General features: G+C 66.8%; 17 protein-coding genes. 9 read left to right on the top strand and 8 right to left on the bottom strand.

Features of this window, described 5'->3' with window-relative positions:
• Positions 1-2 precede the first annotated feature (2 nt).
• The 5 genes from XM50_RS07860 to XM50_RS07840 are packed head-to-tail and all read left to right on the top strand — an operon-like array spanning position 3 to position 6518.
• On the top strand, positions 3-1223 hold the full coding sequence (locus XM50_RS07860; protein ID WP_046408741.1) for an acyl-CoA dehydrogenase family protein: 1221 nt from the start codon (positions 3-5) through the stop codon (positions 1221-1223).
• Positions 1224-2318 carry an acyl-CoA dehydrogenase family protein gene (locus XM50_RS07855; protein WP_046408740.1) on the top strand — a complete coding sequence of 365 codons (1095 nt, stop codon included), beginning with the start codon at positions 1224-1226 and terminating at the stop codon, positions 2316-2318.
• Positions 2319-2335: 17 nt separating this feature from the next.
• The gene (locus tag XM50_RS07850; RefSeq protein ID WP_046408739.1) at positions 2336-3949 is read left to right on the top strand and encodes an acyl-CoA synthetase; all 1614 of its coding nucleotides are present in this window, start codon (positions 2336-2338) and stop codon (positions 3947-3949) included.
• 5 nt (positions 3950-3954) lie between these two features.
• On the top strand, positions 3955-5550 hold the full coding sequence (locus tag XM50_RS07845; RefSeq protein WP_231023660.1) for a flavin-containing monooxygenase: 1596 nt from the start codon (positions 3955-3957) through the stop codon (positions 5548-5550).
• Entirely contained in the window at positions 5547-6518 is a 972-nt protein-coding gene (locus XM50_RS07840; RefSeq protein ID WP_046408737.1) for an alpha/beta fold hydrolase, read from the top strand. Before XM50_RS07845 ends, XM50_RS07840 begins: the two co-directional genes overlap by 4 nt.
• A 5-nt stretch (positions 6519-6523) precedes the next feature.
• On the opposite strand, the gene XM50_RS19180 is transcribed toward XM50_RS07840, so the two are convergent.
• Positions 6524-6955, bottom strand: coding sequence for a PaaI family thioesterase (locus tag XM50_RS19180; RefSeq protein WP_052742494.1), 432 nt, complete (start codon positions 6953-6955; stop codon positions 6524-6526).
• Positions 6952-7347 (bottom strand): PaaI family thioesterase, encoded by a 396-nt coding sequence (locus tag XM50_RS07830; RefSeq protein WP_168770733.1) that lies wholly within the window; start codon positions 7345-7347, stop codon positions 6952-6954. The genes XM50_RS19180 and XM50_RS07830 overlap by 4 nt, the downstream gene beginning before the upstream one ends.
• A gap of 131 nt (positions 7348-7478) precedes the next feature.
• Between XM50_RS07830 and XM50_RS07825 the strand changes: the two genes are divergently transcribed.
• From XM50_RS07825 to XM50_RS07810, 4 genes are all read left to right on the top strand, one after another.
• Positions 7479-8423 (top strand): MlaD family protein, encoded by a 945-nt coding sequence (locus XM50_RS07825; protein ID WP_046408735.1) that lies wholly within the window; start codon positions 7479-7481, stop codon positions 8421-8423.
• Between the two features lie 124 nt (positions 8424-8547).
• A complete protein-coding gene (locus XM50_RS07820) occupies positions 8548-9225 on the top strand; it encodes a TetR/AcrR family transcriptional regulator (RefSeq protein ID WP_231023661.1) in 678 nt (225 codons plus the stop codon).
• On the top strand, positions 9225-10823 hold the full coding sequence (locus XM50_RS07815) for an ABC1 kinase family protein (protein ID WP_046408733.1): 1599 nt from the start codon (positions 9225-9227) through the stop codon (positions 10821-10823). Before XM50_RS07820 ends, XM50_RS07815 begins: the two co-directional genes overlap by 1 nt.
• Positions 10824-11000: 177 nt before the next feature.
• Positions 11001-11678, top strand: coding sequence for a sigma-70 family RNA polymerase sigma factor (locus tag XM50_RS07810; RefSeq protein WP_231621898.1), 678 nt, complete (start codon positions 11001-11003; stop codon positions 11676-11678).
• A 145-nt stretch (positions 11679-11823) separates the two neighbouring features.
• Here the strand turns inward: XM50_RS07810 and XM50_RS07805 are convergent, their stop codons facing one another.
• The 6 genes from XM50_RS07805 to XM50_RS07780 form a co-directional block, all read right to left on the bottom strand.
• The gene (locus tag XM50_RS07805; RefSeq protein WP_046408732.1) at positions 11824-12648 is read right to left on the bottom strand and encodes an SDR family NAD(P)-dependent oxidoreductase; all 825 of its coding nucleotides are present in this window, start codon (positions 12646-12648) and stop codon (positions 11824-11826) included.
• Positions 12645-13631 carry an aldo/keto reductase gene (locus tag XM50_RS07800; protein WP_269430564.1) on the bottom strand — a complete coding sequence of 329 codons (987 nt, stop codon included), beginning with the start codon at positions 13629-13631 and terminating at the stop codon, positions 12645-12647. Before XM50_RS07800 ends, XM50_RS07805 begins: the two co-directional genes overlap by 4 nt.
• A gap of 68 nt (positions 13632-13699) precedes the next feature.
• A complete protein-coding gene (locus XM50_RS07795) occupies positions 13700-14179 on the bottom strand; it encodes a YciE/YciF ferroxidase family protein (protein ID WP_046408731.1) in 480 nt (159 codons plus the stop codon).
• A 445-nt stretch (positions 14180-14624) separates the two neighbouring features.
• The gene (locus tag XM50_RS07790) at positions 14625-15770 is read right to left on the bottom strand and encodes a TniQ family protein (protein ID WP_082102867.1); all 1146 of its coding nucleotides are present in this window, start codon (positions 15768-15770) and stop codon (positions 14625-14627) included.
• Positions 15771-15773: 3 nt separating this feature from the next.
• Positions 15774-16697, bottom strand: coding sequence for a TniB family NTP-binding protein (locus tag XM50_RS07785; protein ID WP_046408728.1), 924 nt, complete (start codon positions 16695-16697; stop codon positions 15774-15776).
• The gene (locus XM50_RS07780) at positions 16694-18376 is read right to left on the bottom strand and encodes a Mu transposase C-terminal domain-containing protein (RefSeq protein WP_052742492.1); all 1683 of its coding nucleotides are present in this window, start codon (positions 18374-18376) and stop codon (positions 16694-16696) included. The genes XM50_RS07785 and XM50_RS07780 overlap by 4 nt, the downstream gene beginning before the upstream one ends.
• Between the last annotated feature and the right edge of the window lie 256 nt (positions 18377-18632).

Below are 18632 nucleotides of genomic sequence, written 5' to 3'. Positions count from 1 at the left end.
CGATGGACCTGAGTTACGGCCCGGAATACGAGGCGTTCCGCGATGAGCTGCGCGCGTTCATCGCCGAGAACCGCCACCGTGCCCCGGCCGCGCCCGGCGCGGCGCAGCGCGCCGGGGCGGACGCGGTCGCGTGGCAGCAGCTGCTGCTCGAACACGGCTACACCGCGCGCACCATTCCGCGCGAATATGGCGGCTTCGGCGCCGAACCCGACATCCTCACCTCGCGCATCATCGCCGAGGAGTTCGCCGCGGCGGGCGTGCCGGGCGGGCTGTCGAACCAGGGCATCTCGATGCTCGTTCCGACGCTGCTCGAGCTCGGCACGGAGGAGCAGAAGCGCCGCTGGATCGCGCCGACGCTGCGCGGCGAAATCGTCTGGTGCCAAGGCTACTCCGAGCCGGGCGCCGGCTCGGACCTGGCGGCGCTGCGCACCAGCGCGCGCGAGGAGAATGGCGAGTTCGTCATCAACGGGCAGAAAATCTGGACTAGCACCGCGCATCAGGCAGACATGATCTTTTGCCTGGTGCGGACCGAGGCGGGCGCGCCCAAGCACGCGGGGATCAGCTACTTGATCTTCTCGATGAAGACGCCGGGCATCGAGGTGCGCCCGCTGCGCACGATGACGGGGCACGCCGAGTTTAACGAGACCTTCTTCACCGACGTGCGCGTGCCTGTCGACCAGATCGTCGGCCAGCGTGGGCAAGGCTGGATGGTAGCCAACGCTACACTCGGCTACGAGCGCGGCATGCTGGGCGATCCGGCGGCGCTGGAGAATCGACTCAACGCGCTCGTGCAGCTGATGCATGTGGAGGAGATCGACGGCACCCGCGCCATCGATAACGCCACGCTCCGCGACCGGCTTATCGCGCTGCAGGCCGAAGTCGCGGCGATGAAGTTCAACGGCCTGCGGCTGCTGTCCAATTCGCTGAAGGGCGAACCCGGCGGCCTCGCCAAGCTGATCGTCAAGCTCCAGTCGTGCGAACTGGCGCACCAGATCTCGGCGCTGGCGATCGACGCCATGGGGGAGCTCGGCCTGCTGTACGGCGGCAGCCGGCGCGAGCGGGCGGGCGGAAGCTGGCAGTGGAACTACATGTTCCAGCTCGGCCTCATCATCGGCGGCGGCACCGCGCAGATCCAGAAGAACATCATCGCCGAGCGGGGGCTCGGCATGCCGCGCGAGCCGAAGCTGGAGCACGCGCGCGCACCCAAGGCGGAGGCAGCATAGATGGACTTCGGCCTCTCTCCCGAGCAGCAGATGCTGCGCGATGCCGTCGACCGGCTGCTGCGCGAACATTGCCCGCTCGATCACGTCCGGAAGGTCGCCGCGGGCGGCAACAATGTCAGTGCGGCGGTGGTGGCGGCAATGGCCGAGCTTGGCCTGCCCGGCATCGTGGTGCCCGAGGAGCACGGCGGCCTCGGCCTGGGCCTGCTCGATGCCTTAGTAGTGGCGGAGGCGCTCGGCGCAGCGGTGGCGCCGGTGCCGTTCGTGGCGCGCTGCGTCCTCGCCCCGCTTGCGCTGCGGCTTGCCGGCACGCCGGCGCAGCAGGCGCGCTGGCTGCCGCGCATTGCCGACGGCAGCGCGCGCTTCGGCGTCGGGCTGACCGAGGTCGTCAACCGTCGCGACGGCGGCGGCGTCACGGCCGCGGACGGCACGCTCAGCGGCTCCGCGCTGTTCGTGCTCGACAGCGCCGACGCCGATGCCTTTGTCATCGCCGACCAGGGCGGCCAATTGCATCTGGTCGCCGGCGAGGCGGACGGGCTCGAACGCCTTCCGCTGTCCACGATCGACCTCACGCGGTCGGTGGGAGAGTTGCGGCTCGACGGCGTCGCGGCCGAGCCGCTCGGCGAGGACGACGGCGGGACCGCCAACCGGCTTGTCGCCGCGGGCCGCGTGCTGCTCGCGGCGGACAGCGTGGGCGCGGGCGACGTGATGATCGCGCGGGCGGTCGATTATGCCGGGGAGCGCGAGCAGTTCGGGCGCGTCATCGGCAGCTTCCAGGCGGTCAAGCACATGTGCGCCGAGATGGCGGCGCGGCTGGAGCCGTGCCGATCGCTCGTCTGGTACGCGGCGCATGCGTTCGACGCGGTCCCGGATGAGGCTTTGCTGATGGCATGTCATGCCAAGTCTCACACCGGGGAGGTGGGCCGATTCGTCGCGCGTACCGCCACGGAGGTCCACGGCGGGATGGGGTTCACCGACCTGCTCGGCCTCCATTACTGGTTCAAGCGCATCGGCTTCGACCGGCAGTTGCTCGGCGGGCCGGAGATCGTGCGCGCGGAGGCGGCCGCGCTGCAGGGCTGGGGCAAACGCGCCGCCTGAGACGAGGAGCAGCAGGCATGACGCAGTGGAACCTGGGCGACATCCTCGACGCGATCGAGCCCGTAATGCCCCACGACGCCCCCGCGCTGATCCACGGCGACCGGGTCATCACCTGGCCCGAGATGGCGCGCCGTTCAAACAACATCGCGCGGGCGCTGCGTGCGCGGGGCGCGGGACCGGGCGCCAAGGTCGCCTTCTATATGCGCAACCGGCCCGAATACGGCGAGCTGATGGCGGCGTGCTTCAAGGGACGCCTGACCCACGTCAACATCAACTACCGCTATCGGCCCGACGAGGTGTTCTACATCTTCGACGACAGCGACAGCGAGGTCGTGGTCTACAGCGCCGAGTTCCGCGCCTGCATCGAGGAGCTGCACGGCCGGCTCGGCAAGGTGCATACCTTCGTGGAGATCGGTCCTGAGGCGGAGCGCGCCTCGTTCGCGCTGCCCTACGAGGCGCTCGCGCGGGAGGGCGACGGCGCGCCGCTCGGCATCGCGCGCTCGCCCGACGACGAGTTGTTCATCTACACCGGCGGCACGACGGGGATGCCGAAGGGCGTGATGTGGCGGCACACCGACATGCGCGAGGCGCAACTCGACGCGCAGCGGCTGATGGGGCCGACGCCCGCCGACCTTGCAGAAACCGCGGCGCTGACCGCGCGCGACGGACCGGGCCGGCGTACGATGCCCGCCTGCCCGATGATGCACGGCACCGGCTTCATCACGTCCATCGGCACGCTGATGAGCGGCGGCTGCATCGTGACGCTCGGCGGTGAATCGTTCGATGCCGACGAGCTGTGGCGGTCGGTCGATCGCGACCGCGTCGAATCGATCGCGATCGTCGGCGACGCCTTCGCCAAGCCGATGCTGGCCGCGCTGGATGCCGCGCCCGGGCGCTACGACACGTCCAGCCTCGTCACGATCGTTTCATCCGGGGTGATGTGGAGCCGCGAGGTGAAGGCTGGGTTGATCCGGCACATCCCGCAAGTCGTGCTGATGGACAGCTTCGGCGCGTCGGAAGGGCTGGGGTTCGGCCTGTCGGTCACCAGCGCGGCGGGCGAGACGGCGACCGCACGCTTCACCATCGGCGGGCTGTGCGACGTGTTCGACGAGCATGACCGGCCGGTCGTGCCGGGCAGCGGCACGCCCGGTTTCATCGCGCGTAAGGGCGCGATCCCGATCGGCTACTACAAGGATCCGGAGAAAAGCGCGAAGACGTTCCGCACCATCAACGGCGTCCGTTACTCGATGCCTGGCGACTGGTGCACCGTCGCCGCGGACGGGACGCTGACGCTGCTCGGGCGCGGCAGCGTGTGCATCAACACGGCGGGTGAGAAGGTCTATCCGGAAGAGGTGGAGGAGGTGCTGAAGACGCATCCAGCGGTCGCGGACGCGCTTGTGGTCGGCGTGCCCGACGAGAAATGGGGCCAGGCGGTGACGGCGGTGGTCCATGCCGCACCGGGGGCGACAGTAGACGAGGCGGCGGTGCGCGCTCACGTGCGCGCCGCGCTCGCCGGCTACAAGACGCCCAAAGCGATCGTCGTCACGGACCGACCGCTGCGCGCGCCGAACGGCAAGGCGGATTACAAGGCGGCGACCGACATCGCCGTCGCGGCAGTCGCTGCGCGATGACGGGCGTGCCCGACATCGACGCGCTGGTGATCGGCGCGGGCTTCAGCGGGATCTACCTGCTCGGGAAGTTGCGCGAGAACGGCTTCAACGTTCGGCTGGTGGATGCGGCGGCGGAGCCGGGCGGCATCTGGTACTGGAACTGCTACCCTGGCGCGCGAGTCGATTCGCATGTTCCGATCTACGAGTTCTCGGACGAGCGGGTGTGGCGCGACTGGACCTGGTCGGAACGCTTCCCAGGCTGGCGCGAGTTGCGTCGCTATTTCCGACATGCCTGCGACGTTCTCGACCTCTGGCCTGCAATGACGCTCGGCGTCAGGATGCGCTCCGCCGTGTTCGACGAACATGCCGGCTTCTGGCGAGTGGAACTCGCCGATGGAGAGCGGCTGACCACCCGCTATCTGCTACCGTGTACCGGCTTTGCGGCCAAGGCGTACATCCCGTCACTTTCGGGACTCGACAGCTTTGCCGGCCCGGCCCACCACACCGCCCACTGGCCGCAGGAGGGCATCGACTTTGGCGGCAAGCGCGTCGCGATCATCGGGACCGGCGCGAGCGGTGTGCAGGTCGCTCAGGAGGCGGCACGCGAGGCTGCGCAGCTGACGATCTACCAGCGCACACCTATACTGGCTCTGCCGATGCGCCAGCGCCCATTGACCGCGGCTGAGCAGGAGCAGGCCAAGCCCGGTTACCCCGAGATCTTCCGTCAACGCCGACTGAGCAGCGGCGGGTTCGAGATCCTGCGGCTCGACCAGTCCGCGCTCGAGGTGTCAAGCGAGGAGCGCACCGCGGCGTTCGAGCGGCTGTGGGCGGCGGGCGGCTTCCACTATTGGGTCGGCAACTACGCCGACATCCTGGTGGACGAGCGCGCCAACCGGCTGGCCTACGATTTCTGGCGAGACAAGGTGCGCGAGCGGATCACCGACCCAGCGTTGCAGGAGAAGCTCGCACCCAGCGACCCGCCGCATCCGTTCGGGGTCAAGCGGCCGTCGCTCGAGCAGACTTATTACGACATCTTCAACCAGCCGAACGTCGAACTCGTCGACCTGCGGGAAGAGCCGATCGAACGGATCCTGCCCGACGGCATAGCCACGAGCGTCGGTGAGCGCCGACACGACGTCCTGGTGCTCGCGACCGGTTTCGACGCAGTGACGGGAGGGCTGATGCAGATGGACATTCGCGGGCGCGGCGGGGCGACGCTGGCGCACGCGTGGGGCGAAGGCGCACGCACGCATCTCGGCTACGCGGTTTCGGGCTTCCCTAACATGGTGTTCCTCTACGGCCCGCAGAGCCCGTCCGGCTTCTCCAATGGTCCGACTGCCGCGGAGGTGCAGGGTGACTGGGTCGTCCGGTTCCTCGAGCATCTGCGCACGGGCGGGTGGTCCCGCTTCGAGGCCGAGCCGGACGCGCACGCGGCATGGGCGCGCCACATCGACGAGATCGCCGCCATGACGCTCTTTCCCAGGGCCGATTCCTGGTACATGGGAGCGAACATCCCAGGCAAACCGCGTCAGCTACTCAACTATCCGTCTGTGGTCGGCTATGCCGAGATCTGCGATGCGGTCGCCGAGGCGGGCTATAGCGGTTTCCGGCTGTCGGCATGAGCGCCGCCGAGGCTACCGGATCGTCGGACATCGACCCGATATGGGCCGAGGACGGGTCGCACCTGCCGGACTGGTTCGTCGATGCGCTGGCCGTTCCGCGGGAAGAAGGCTTCGTCACCGTAGAGGGCGCGCAGATCCACTACCTGCGCTGGGGCGACCGCGCAAAGCCGGGCGTGCTCATGGCGCACGGCTTTCTTGCCCATGCGCGCTGCTGGGCGTTTATCGCGCCGTTGCTCGCCGCGGACTACCATGTGGTCGCCTATGATCTTGCGGGCATGGGCGACAGCGACGCGCGCGTGGGGATCGATGGTGACGGCCGCGGGCGCGAGATGATCGCGGTGGCGGAGGCGACCGGGCTGTTCGACGGTGCTGCGCCGCCCGTGATCATCGGCCACAGCTTCGGCGCGGGGGTCGCGGTGACCGCGATGACGATCGCGGCCGAACGGTTCGCGGGCGCGATCATCTGCGACCTGATGATCATGCGGCCGGAGGCGCTTGCCGCCTACTGGCGTGGCGGACGCGGCAGCCCCGGCTCGGGCGACCCGAACAAGCCCGCCAGCCGGTATCCCGATTACCCGACCGCACGCGCGCGCTACGTGCTCGCGCCGCCACAGCCCGCGGGTGAGCCGTTCCTGATGGACTACATGGCCTATCATTCGCTCCGGCGGGACGGGGACGCGTGGACGTGGAAGTTCTCGCCCGCGGTGTTCGCGCGCGGCAACTCGGCGGACGAATGGATGACGATGGGTCGCCGTGTCGCCGCGGCGCCCGGTCGGCTGGCAATCATCTACGGCGAGCACAGCGCGCTCTTCGGCAGGGATTCCGCGGCATATCTGCGCGAACTGGGAGCCGGCGCGATCCCGATCGTCGCGGTGCCCAACGCGCGCCATCACCTGATGCTGGATGAGCCGCTCGCCTTCGCGACGGCGCTCAGAAGCATCCTTGCTCTCTGGAGATCGGCCCGCTGAACCAATCAGGAATGTCGGGTGTGATCCTCGTCTCCGGAGGATTGTCCGACGGCGAATTCCAGCTGCGCAAGGCACAGTTTTCCGGTTCCGTTTCGCTCGACGCCTTCGGCATGCACCACTGCGACACGACGCCCTACGCGCACCAGCGTCGGCGTCGTGCTGACTGCGCCCAGTCTGACCGGGGCGAGAAATTGAAGGTTCATGCTGATCAGCCGGCAGGACTGCCCTGGCGAGAGTGTGCGGGAGAGAGCAAGCTGTGCGGCCAGCTCAAGAAAGGACGCGATCGCGCCTCCATGCAAGGCGGGCAGAATGGGATTCCCGACAAGCTCCTCCGTGGGGATCAGCGTGAACGTTTCACCGCTTTGCGTCATCATGGTACCGAGTAGCTTCGCAAAGCCGTTCCGCCCGGTACTGGCCCCGATCGCGCCTTCGTTCATGGGGCGACAGCCCGATTGATCGAAAAGACGCCTTGGGCAGTCGCGATCAGGTGAGACGGATCTGTATCCCAGACTTCGGCGCGTACGAACGCACGGTGCTCGGTCGCGTCGTAGCAGTGAGCCCACGCCGTCGCGGGGCATCTCGCCTCGGCGGATCGCACATGGTCCACCTTCAGGTTAAGGGTGGAGATCGCCAGCCGTCTGCCCAATCGAGACATCACGGCAACGCCGCAGGCCTGATCGATGAGGCTCGTCAACACACCGGTCGCGAGCGCCTCCTCCTCGTCCGCCAGCTCCGCGTGCCAATCGACCCGGAGCGAACTGAGCCCGTCGCCGATCGAAACGAGCTCAAGGCCCAGCCGATTGCCCCACGGTATGTCGCCCGGTCGCAAGCTCAAGTCTCCAACCATAAAACCCCTCCCTGCCCAGACGATTCCTGTTCCCCGCCGCGTCCACAAGCCAAGCACAGGAAAACGGTACGGTTTACTTACAAACTTCTTCGCCTTAACGTCTGCATCCTGCGATGGAAACGCGATCCAACAAATTCCTTGTGCTCGCGGTCACCGGCCTTCTGCTGAGCACGCTTCTCGTCTTCACCCTTTGGCTTTTCGATGCGCGAAGTGGAGACGGAAACCCGTATCTCATCCGTTTCACCGGGAGCGTCGCCGGCCTGGAAAAGGGATCACCAGTGACGTTCTCGGGCGTCCCGGCGGGCCATGTCACGTCCATACGGTTTGACGGAGCTGATCCCTCAGCGGTTCTCGTCACCATCAGCCTCGAACCGGGAACCCCCATCGTCACAGGTGTCAAGGCAACGATCGCGCGATCCGCACTGGCAGGGACGGCCAACATCAGTCTCGACGGCGCAAAGTCCGGTGCATCCCCGATCGTCGCGACGAGGGTCGGTGAGCTTCCCATCATCCCCGCCAAGGAGGGTGGGCTTCTTGGCGGGGGAGGGGATCCAGTCGCGCTCGTGGACAAGATCAGCCGGACAGTCGACTCCGTGTCGCGCAACCTCGATGCCGCCCAACAGCAGCGGGCCAGCGATCGGCTGGCGGCGCTCGCGGAGAGTTCCGCAGGCTGGGCAGACAAGGCTGGAGCGGCATCTGACGCGCTTACCGGCGCCCGCGGGCGTGTCGTGGCCCTGGGGGACGCCTTGCAGCGATCCGGCGAAAGCGCCGAACGGTTGGGGAGCGCTGTGGTAGAAAGCCGCGCAACCGTCCTCGCCAGGGCGAACCGTGCGTTGCTGAATGCCCGTGGCGGAGCCGTGCGTCTCACGGCTCGCGTCGAGGCTGTTCGACCCACGATCCGCAGCGCGACCGTGAAAGAGGCCCAACTGCGTGAAACCGTTCGTTCAGCAAGGAAGAAGGCAGGCGCTGTCAGAGATACGGCCGTTCGCCTCGATCAGGAAGGGCTGGGTGTGGGTGCACCGTCCCTCCCGACCTACAAGCCGGGGTCGCGGCAGTGATCGACCGCGACACGATAGGACAACTCTGGTCGGAGAGCGGGCTGGCAGGCGAGGAACCGACCGTCCCGGCGTGATCCTCGTCAACGGGTCCGGATCGCGCTACCCTCGCTCCAGGAGAACGAGATTGAGCGATGACGAGAAGAAGAGCCGGCGCCCAGGGAAGATGGGCAGACCGACGACCGAGGACGCGCTCCGACTGACTTCGCATATCCTCAAGAGCGCCCGCGAGCTGTTTTTCCAGCACGGTTTCGACGGCGCCAGTGCCGACATGATCGCCGAACAGGCGCGCATCTCCAAGCGAACCCTGTACGCGCGGTTCGGCAGCAAGGCTCGCGTGTTCGAGGCTGTCATCCTGGACGAGATCGATACGCAGCTGCGCGCGCTCGAACCCTCCGGCAGCGACGAACCCGACATTGCATCGCGCCTTCGCGTCATCGCCGATCGCCTGCTCGAGTGGCTCCTGACGCCTCGGATCGCCTCGATGGAACGCGTCGTCATTGCCCAAGCGGTGCGTTTTCCTGCGCTCGCGGCGAACATCCACGACTTCGGCTATCAGCGGGCTGTCCAATGGGTGGCCTCCATCCTCGCCCATGCCGATGCCAAGGGCGAGCTGTCGCTGGCGGACCCGGTGTTCGCTGCCGAGCAGTTCGTCACGCTCGTCGTCGTCGCGCCCATGCGCCGCGCGGCGCTCGGGCTGTCTCCTCCCGCGTACGACGATGCAGCTCGCGAACGTATCTTGCGCGTGATTGATCTGTTTCTCGACGGCTGCCGTCCGCGGCACGTCGACAAAGGGACCATGTGATGCTCGTCAACGACGACGAGCCTCAACTCGGTGAGCGCGCGCGCCTTGCCGAACTCATCCAGATCATGGGCCGCCACGGGCTGAACGGCTTGGCCGCTCGCCTGGGTCTGCTGCCAGGTCGCTCGGAGCAGCCGGCAGACGTCTGTACGCCCGAGCGGGTCGTCGCGCTGCTGCGGGACCTTGGACCTGTCGCGGTGAAGCTGGGGCAGGTGCTCGCGACCCGTGAAGACCTGCTAGGGCCGGAATGGGTGCGTGCGCTGGCAACGCTGCAGGATCGCGTGACACCGCTGCCGTTCGAGGCGCTGGAGCCGACGATCCTGGCCGCGCTCGGCTCCCCGATCGAGGACGTGTTTGCGAGCTTCGGCCGCGACCCGATCGCCGCGGCGTCGATCGCGCAGGTTCATGCCGCCACCCTTCGCGACGGAACCGAAGTCGTAGTCAAGATACGCCGGCCGGGGATCGCGGAACGAGTCGATGCCGACCTTCGGCTGCTCCGCCGCATCGCGCGGCTTGCCGCGAGGCACTCGCCGGAGATACGGCGCCTCAAACCTGACGACCTGCTCCGGTTTTTCGCGGAGAGTCTGTCGCAGGAAATGGACCTCAGTGCCGAAGCGGCAGCCTGCGAGAGCATCGGGGCCTTCCTGCAGCCGCTCGGCGTCCGCACGCCCGCCTTCTACTGGGATCAGGTCGGGCGCCGGATCAACGTGCAGGAGCGGCTCAACGGCGTGCCAGTCCGCGAGATTATCGACGGGGCGCAGGAGGGGGGCGTGGAGGTCGCCGGCCGCTACGCGGATGCCGTGCTGCGGATGATCATCTTCAACGGCCGGTTCCACGCGGACCCCCATCCCGGCAACGTCTTTGTCCTTGCCGATCGCTCGCTCGCGTTCATCGACTTCGGCGCGGTCGGCGTGCTCAGCCCCGCCCGGAGGAACGAGGTCGTCACGCTCATCCTTGCGATCGCAAGCGAGGATACGCGGTCGGTCACGGACGTGCTGCTGCAATGGTCCGGCGAAACCGATGTCGATCGCCAGGCGCTGACCCGCGACCTCGACGCCCTGATCGGCCAGTTCCGCGGGGCGGTACTCCAGCAGATCGAGCTGGCCGACATCTTCGGCCGCGTGTTCGCGCTGCTGCGTACCTACCGCCTGGCACTGCCGCCCGACTTGGCCTTGCTTCTGCGTACCCTGCTGATTGCCGAAGGGTTCGTGCGACGGCTCGATCCTGGCTTCGACATTGCGGCGCGCGCCGCGCCGATCGCGCGCGAACTGCTGCGGGAGCGGATCGGCCCGGCCGGCCTCAAGCGAGGCGGACGCCGGCTGGCGACGAGCCTTGGCCGTCTGGCCGCCGCCTCACCCGAGCTGGTGGCTTTCGCCGAGCGGGTTGCGCGGTCGGGCGCGCTGCCGATCGAATTACAGGGAAGCGCGGTTTCCTCAACGCCGGCATCACCCCGGCGCGCCGATCCCAACGTCCTGTCCGCCGGCCTGCTGGTCGCCGGCGCGATCCTCCAGCGCGACCATTATGTTGTTGGAGCGATCCTGCTGGCGTTTGCGGTGTTCCCTGCAGGCTGGGCTTGGTACGCCAACAGGCGGCGGCGCTGACCTCTTGTTGTCAGGCTATCACGTACCCGGTTCCACCCTTCCTCTACCGCGCGTTTGTTTCGCCACTGATATTTCATCTCTGAGGAGCGGAACAAGCCAATCGAGTCGACGTTCTGCATAAAGTAAACTGGTCGGTATCAAAATAGCTGCCTGGTTCGACTGAACAAGGGGTTCTGCGTGTCCGAACAAACGGTTGACGAGCCGCATTTATCACATGAAGACTGGTCGGACTTCGGTGCCGCGCTCAGCGCGCTTATGCCTAATCTGGCCAGCTATGCGCGATCGCTGGCCAGGAATCCCGATACTGCACAGGACCTTGTTCAGGAAACCGTGCTGAAAGCCTGGCGCAGCCGCGCATCCTTCGAAGCCGGTACAAATATGAAGGCGTGGACCTTCCGGATCCTTCGCAACTCATTTCTTTCGCAGGTACGCCGTCGAGGCACGGTACAAGTTAGCGAGACCGCCGAACTCGGCGACATTCCGGTGGCGTCGAACCAGGAATCCGTTGTGACGCTGAGCGATGTTCGCCGTCTATGGCCGCGCCTGACGCCTGAGCAGCAGCGGTGCATCAATTTCATCGGGATCGAGGGATTGAGCTATGAGGAGACAGCCACAATCGAGCAGGTTCCCGTCGGCACAATCAAGAGCCGCGTAGTAAGAGGGCGGCAGATGTTGCGCGCACTCCTAGATCACATGAACAGCGATAAGGGATACGAAACGGAATCTCAGGTCGTGGCGGCCGGTGCAACCTGTCAGGCCGAGCCACCAGTTATCGACGAGGTGCACGAGAGACAGATCGAGCTGCTGCAAAGCTGGCGGACGAAGCGTGCGGCCGACCGCTGTTTGGTAGGCTGAATGGGCCGGGATCTTTTGATCCCGGCCTCGTGCGGCCAATTTCAGGTCCTTTACCGTCTCGATTAGCAGAAGACCTGTCGCTGGGGATATCGCACAAAAGGAGTAAGAGACCACGGCCGGCCGAGCGGATATCCTGTGGTCTGCCCTAACAGCCTACATCCTCCAGCGTGTCATTTGTGCGCTGACTTCCGGGCTGCTCTCCCATCCACCGCCGGGCATCCAGGCGCTTACCCGTCACCGCCGCGGCAGCGTCAGAGCAGAGCCAGAGCAAGGGCGGCACCACGATCTCGGGTGACAGCAGGCCGGTGCGTGCACTATCCGGCAGTCCTTCGGGAATCATGCCGGTCAGCGTCGCGCCCCCCGGCAGGAGCGCGTTCACCGTGATGCCGCTGTCCCCAAGGTCCTGCGCCCAGATCGCGGTCTCCGATTCCAGCGCCGCCTTGGACGGGCCGTAGGGCGAGAAGCCGCGCCGTCGCATCGTCTCGCGGTTCATCGAGATGTTGACGATTCGGCCCCATCCCGCCTCCAGCATGGCGGGGACGGCGGCGCGCGCCATCAGGAACGGGCCGTTGACGTTGGTGTCGGTCACCATGCGCCAGGTGTCGGGGGCGACCTCCCAGAACCGGGTCGGTTCTGTCAGGAAGGTGTCGCTCACATACTTCATGCCGCGCCCGGCATTGTTGACCAGGATGTCGAGCCGGCCGAAGCGCACAAGCGCCGCGCGCACGACTGCGGCACAATCCTCCGCGCGCGTCACGTCGGCGAGCAGCGGCCGCACCCGATCGTCGCCGCATGCCCGCTCTGCCTCCCGTGCGACCGCTTCGACCTCGGCGAGTTCGCGCGCGGCGGTGGCGACGACCCGCACGCCGGCCTGCGCCAGCCCGAGCGTCATCGCGCGGCCCAGCCCGCGACCGCCGCCCGTCACGATCGCGACGCGGCCTACAAGGCCGTGTCCGTCGCTCCCGCTCATCGGTTCAGCGCCTGCATCTGCGGCGCGGCGTAGCGCTCGCCCGCCGTTGCCCCCTTCGGCGCCGCGCGGTCGAGCCGCTCCAGTTCGCCTCGGGTGAGCGTCACGTCGAGCGCGCCGACATTCTCCTCCAGGTAGCCGCGGCGCTTGGTGCCCGGGATCGGCACGATGTCTTCGCCCTGCGCCAGCACCCAGGCGAGCGCCAGCTGGGAAGGGGTGCAGCCCTTCTCCCGCGACATCGCCTCGACCGCCGCGACGAGATCGAGATTGCGCTGGAAGTTCTCGCCCTGGAAGCGGGGGCTGTGCCGGCGATAGTCGTCAGGCGCGAGATCCTCCACCCGCCGGATCGCGCCGGTCAGGAAACCGCGGCCGAGCGGGCTGTACGGCACGAAGCCGATGCCGAGCTCGCGCACCGTGTCGAGGATCTCGCCCTCGGGATCGCGGCTCCACAGCGAATATTCGGTCTGCAGCGCCGCGATCGGATGCACGGCGTGCGCGCGCCTGACCGTGGCGGGCGCCGCTTCGGAGAGGCCGAGGTGGCGCACCTTGCCCTCGCGGACCAGCCCGGCCATCGCGCCCACCGTGTCCTCGATCGGCGTGTCGGGGTCGACGCGGTGCTGATAGTAGAGGTCGATCGTCTCGACGCCGAGCCGTCGCAGGCTCGCCTCGCAGGCGGAGCGGACGTAATCCGGGCGCCCGCACACGCCCTTGAAGGTGCCGTCCTCGCCGCGAACGTTGCCGAACTTGGTGGCGAGAACCACCGCGTCGCAGCGATCGCGGATCGCACGCCCGACCAACTCCTCGTTACGGCCTACCCCGTACATGTCGGCGGTGTCCAGAAACGTCACGCCGAGATCGATCGCGCGGTGAATGGTCGCGACCGCCTCGGCTTCGTCGGCCTGCCCATAGAATTCGGACATGCCCATGCAACCGAGGCCCAGCGCAGATACGCGCAGCCCGTCGCCCAGCTTTCGTTGCTCAAGCACCAATTATCCCCTGTTGTAAGATCATGCCGGTTGGCCAGTCGTCGGTAGCAAGGCGGGCCGGCACCGGTTCAGCCTTCTGACAGCAACTGCTCGGCGAGCTGGCTGTGCTTTTCGTCGGCCTGCTTGGCCTCGTCCACGCACGCCTTCATGTCGCGCGCCGCATCGTCCATGCCGGTCTGCCGGCAGTAATTGGCCATGGTCCCGAACGAAGCGATCCAGTAGTGAAGCGCGAGCTGCCCGCTGGCGATGATGCCGAGGTCGCGTGAGGCATCGTCCGGTGCCGCTTCGCGGATCCTGCGGCTCACCTCGTAATGCGCTTCGAGCACAGGGTTGTCCTGCTGATCGGCCGGGCCCGCCTGCTCGGCGGCGCGACGGATGCGGTCCGCCCATTGGCGGGAAGTCCGGTTGCCCTCTTCGAGCGCGGATCGCAGCGCCGGGTGGCGCGCGTCGTTGTTGATCTCGTCGGTCGCCTTGGCGGCGACGTCGCTGCCGGCCTGCATCGCGGACAATCCTTGCGCGACCAGCTTCTTCAGGTTGTTCTCGTTCATCAGGTTCGTCCTCGTCCTGCCGTGCCTCGTTCAGGCACGGTGAGGGATTCTAATCTCGTCGCTCCGTTCTGTTCCGTCGGTCCTTCCTCGATCAGAGCGCAATCAATGTTTGGAGCTCATGGCCGACCTCCCGGCCTGCACCTCCTGCGGCTTGCAGGAGCGGGCTGCGTGAACCAGCGCGGCAGGGCAGGCATGCGGGAAGCTCGGACCGGCGTTGCAGGCGTGAATAGCGTCGTAAGCGGTCCGAACCGAGCCGAAGCGGACCCTTCTTGGAAGCCTTCCCGACAGGAGCATGCTGACGGTGGCTCCAGGCTGAAGTGATTGGACGGAAGCACTGCAGTGACGGGAGCCCGCGGAAAATAACGCTCAGATGCTTAACATAATCTATGTTATCGGACTGGCAGATTTGCTCTGTCGATCAGCTGTTTAGGGGCTTGTTGCGCCCTTACCCGATCAGCGACGTTCGTTCGCGCAAGCGCTGCTCCCGCTCGTCAAGCCACGCGCCAAACTGCTCCAGAATGTCGTCGACGTCCAGACCCGTCCGCCGATGATGCGCCACGACGCGCCCGCGGAGCGGTGCCGGCCAGCGGGTGCTTTCGCGGACCAGCGTCGCCTGGACCCATCTGGGCGTGCTGGCGAGCAGCCATTCGAGCGAATGCCGTTCGTAAGCGAGCCTCACGCCCGACATCAGGCGGCTGACCGGCTCATCCGACAGCAGTGCGATGACAGCGCATGAGACGTGAGCACGATATGCAGGCGACAGCTCGTGAAAGGGCTGCTCTTCCCAGGTTTGTGGCTCGTGATTGGGCAGGTTTGGTACCAGCGGGCTGTTGAACAGGTTTATGCGGCTGGTGCGGTTGATGTCGGGTGCGAGAAAAGCTCGCGTGAGCCCGTCCAACACGGCGAGGAACTGCCGAGCCGAGACCTGCCCTACCCCGGTCAGCGACGCAGACCTGCCGAGCAGCGCCTTCCGCAACTCGCCATCGAAGGCGAACAGCAGGCTTAAGGCGGCGGACACCTCCTCCGACCGACAGTCGGACGCGGGTCTCGGGCCGCTCCAATGGTTCGTTCTGAGAGGTACGCCGCAGTCGGTGCAGGTGAACTCGATCCGGCTCCGCCAGCTGAAGCGGGGCTCCTGGTGGGGCTGACAGCGGCGGCAGAAGTCCTGCCGCCAGGTGCCGTGCCGGTGACAGAAGATGAGCGGGAGCGCCGCTTCGGCATCGAGGTAGGTGCCACCTGTGGCGTGGCCCTCAGCAAGGCAGACATGGCACCAGGCGAGATCGAGCTCGCCTCGCGCTCGCCCTTTTCCGTCGGTTCGTGGCAACCAGGCGGTCACCAGCCACGGCCAGCGGCGCTTCAGGTTGAGGCGCATGATCGCATTCTGATCAACACGGAGCCGTTGCGCCGCGGATTTCGCCTCCGACCCCTTCCATCCTACGTCCGCTCTGACCTTGGTGCCTGCACTGCCCGGGGATAGCTCCTGCCGCAACTCAGTGATGGACATCTCGTAACAAGCGGCGATGCGCGCCAGCCAGGAGGAGATAAGCTCGTCAGAATGAGGCCGTGGCGCGATCGGCAGCGCGCCCGGCACGGCTCAGACCGTTTCCCTGGCCCGCGCCCGCCCCCGGCGCTGGGCAATCACCTTCATGCTGACCGAGGGCAGCACGAGGTCGTCGGCATCGAGGTCTCTGGCCTCGATGCATTCGCTGCCGTTCTCGATCGCACGAACAGCCAACGTCTCGACGAGGCGGAAGATGCGCCCGGTATTGCCGTCGGAGAGATCGAGTACCGACGTGCGGCAACGCTCCTCTTCCAGCTGTGAAGGTCTCCGAAGCGGCAGGATCGCAGCTAGCGTGACCATCAACAGGCGGAACGCTTCGTCGTTCTGCCACCGAGCCAGCTCGACCGCGTCGAACCGCTCGGCGAGCGCCGCGTCGGTGAGCAGCGCCGCCTGCGCCTCGTGGTTGCCAGTGCAGACGAGCGGGATCTGCAGGTCGTTCGCGAGGTAGCGGATCGTGTTGAGGAAGATGCGCTGCTGGCGCGGCGTGCAGGCCAGCATGTGGTTGATCTCATCCAGGATCAGCATGCGAGCACCCACCTGCCCCATCAGCCGGCGAGTCAGGAGGCGCGCACGCTGCGTGTCCCCCCGCGCGGCGAAGCCGGCGCCGAGCTTCTCGAGCACCTCGCCGTAGAACTCGCCGTCGGTCGGCTGCGGTGGAAGCTGGACGGCGACGACCGGTATCGTCGCCACGCCGATAGCCTCGTTGAGCCCGCGCGGGTTCTCTGCCTCAAAGCGCTCCACGATGCGCGACTTGCCCATGCCGGTTTGGCCGTAGATCAGCAGGCACGGCATGCGCGTGCGCGGCGGATAGCGCAGCATCGCGTCCAACGTCTTGCGCACCGCTTCCGCCTTCGGGAAGCCGAGCCACCGGTCCTTGCGGATCCAGGCGATCCGGTCGGCGTCGGGCCAACGCGCGCGCTCGCGATAACCATCGGCGAGATGGGAGAGGTCGCTCATTGGGGCATATCCTCGACAAGATAAGGAAGCCCCGGCTGATCGCCGCCCGTCCTCTCCTCTACCGCAGATAAGCCAACGGCAGGGGTTACCTGCTCAAGCCGGAGCTTGCTGCCACCCCTCGCCCGACGGGCGTCGCGCAGTGCCGCTTTGGTCCGCTGAAGCGCGAACCGCGCGGATTTGGTCTTGTGCGCCGCTTCCGCGACGATCAATCGCTGGGTCTCCACAGCCTGGAAGATCATCGTCTCGTCGACAGCCTGCTGGCCGCGCTCCCGCAAAGTGCGAACCGCCTCCTTCTGTTCCCAGCGGGTGATCGCGGGACGCCGCAGATCGCGGTAGGGCACCTCGAGGTGCTCGCCGTGTGGTAGCTCGAGCCAGACGCGCGAAAGGTCGCGGGGATCCCAACGCACCGGCATCGTCTGCCCCGGCCGCGTGTACCAGCAGGATAGCGCATCATCCCAATAGTGAGTGCGGAACAGCTCGATGCCGTGTGGTGTCACGGCGCGCAGCTCGCAGGGTAGAAAGTCGAACAGGAACGCGGCATCGTCGGCCGGAAGGCGGACCAGCTCCGGGCGTCGTTCCACCCCCTCGGCCCAAGCAAGGGCGGGCGGAATGCCGATCCCGCGGTGCCGCTCCGCATGATATGGGCCGATGATCTGCGCGGCGAGCCAGACTTCCAGCTCGCTCAGCGTCATACACGCCTCACCTTCCGCATCGTAGTCGCCACGCTCGGCGACGTTAGAGAAGGTCGTTCCGGGTAGGAGGTGGACGGCCCCCATCATCGTGCCAATCAGCCGCTCGATGTGACCGCCGAAGTGCGGCCGACGCACCGGCCGATATTCGAGCGCAATCGAATGAGCTCGGCAGCCGCGCTTCAGCGCGTCTGAGCGGTGCTCGCGCGCGTTGTCGAGGTGCAGCCGATCCATGAGCCCCTGGCTGTCCCACGGTGCCTTCATGCTCCGCTCGGCCAGCCAGTCCCGCTTGGGGAGAACGGCGTGCCGCATGCACATACCGACCGAAACAGCGGACGGCGCCAGCATGTCGAGGTGGAAGCCGGGCACGGTTCGGCTCGCCAAGTCGATCATCAGCGTGAGCCAAGGCCGGCCGATAGGCTTGCGGTACAGGTCGTCGACAACGATCACGTCGACCAGCGTGTGGTCCGACTGGACGAGCTCAAGCGCGTAGTCCGCCTCGAGCACGCCTCGCGTTGGCTCCCACTTGTCAGCGGCTGCCTTGGCACCCTGTCTGCGGGCCGTAACGAGCTGGGGAGCGAGCCGGTCCAACCGGGCCTGGATCGCCTTGGTGCTGGGCACCTTGACCCCGATCTTCGTTCCTTCGTGTCGCAGCCAGCGGCGGAGCGCCTGAACGCTGGGCTTCTCGAGCGTGAGGTAGAAATCAGCGATGCCGCGAGCGATAAGATGCTCAGCCGCGGCCGAGAGCCGCTGCTCCCCCTTCTCCCTTCCTCGCGGTCGCGGCAGCAGTGACGCCGCAGCGGGCGTGGCTCGGTAGAGTTGCAGGAGCTTGTGGAAGCGAGCGCGGCCGAGTTCCAGCTGGACCATGGCTTGGGTGGCCACATCGCCGGGCACGCGCGTCATCGAGGCGAGCGGGCGAATGATCTTCTCGCGGCGATGCGCCTCCGCCCAGTCGGCGTCGCTCGCCGTCCTCAGGTCCGCGGTTCGCATGGCACGACGCCTCGGGTGGTCCCAGCTGGGCGATCGTCCGCTGTTTCGGGAACAATGTCCACTGTTTCAGGTGCACGTCGTCGCTAAGCGGCAATCTAGCCGCGAGTCCACCCTTTCAGGAGAACCGACAAGTGCTCCCGAAACCGCCAACATCTTTTTCGCGGGAATCAAGTTTATCGCTAATTACATCGAGTGGCATGTGTTGCAAATCTTGGCATATGCAACAACGCTGTTCCTATGAGGCACCATGTGGTAT

Source organism: Sphingomonas sp. Ag1 (genome assembly GCF_000980895.1).
In the GTDB taxonomy this organism is placed as follows: Bacteria; Pseudomonadota; Alphaproteobacteria; order Sphingomonadales; family Sphingomonadaceae; genus Sphingomonas; species Sphingomonas panaciterrae.
Note: the sequence above shows the minus strand (reverse complement) of the source record. Positions and strands in the feature narration are given on the sequence as shown.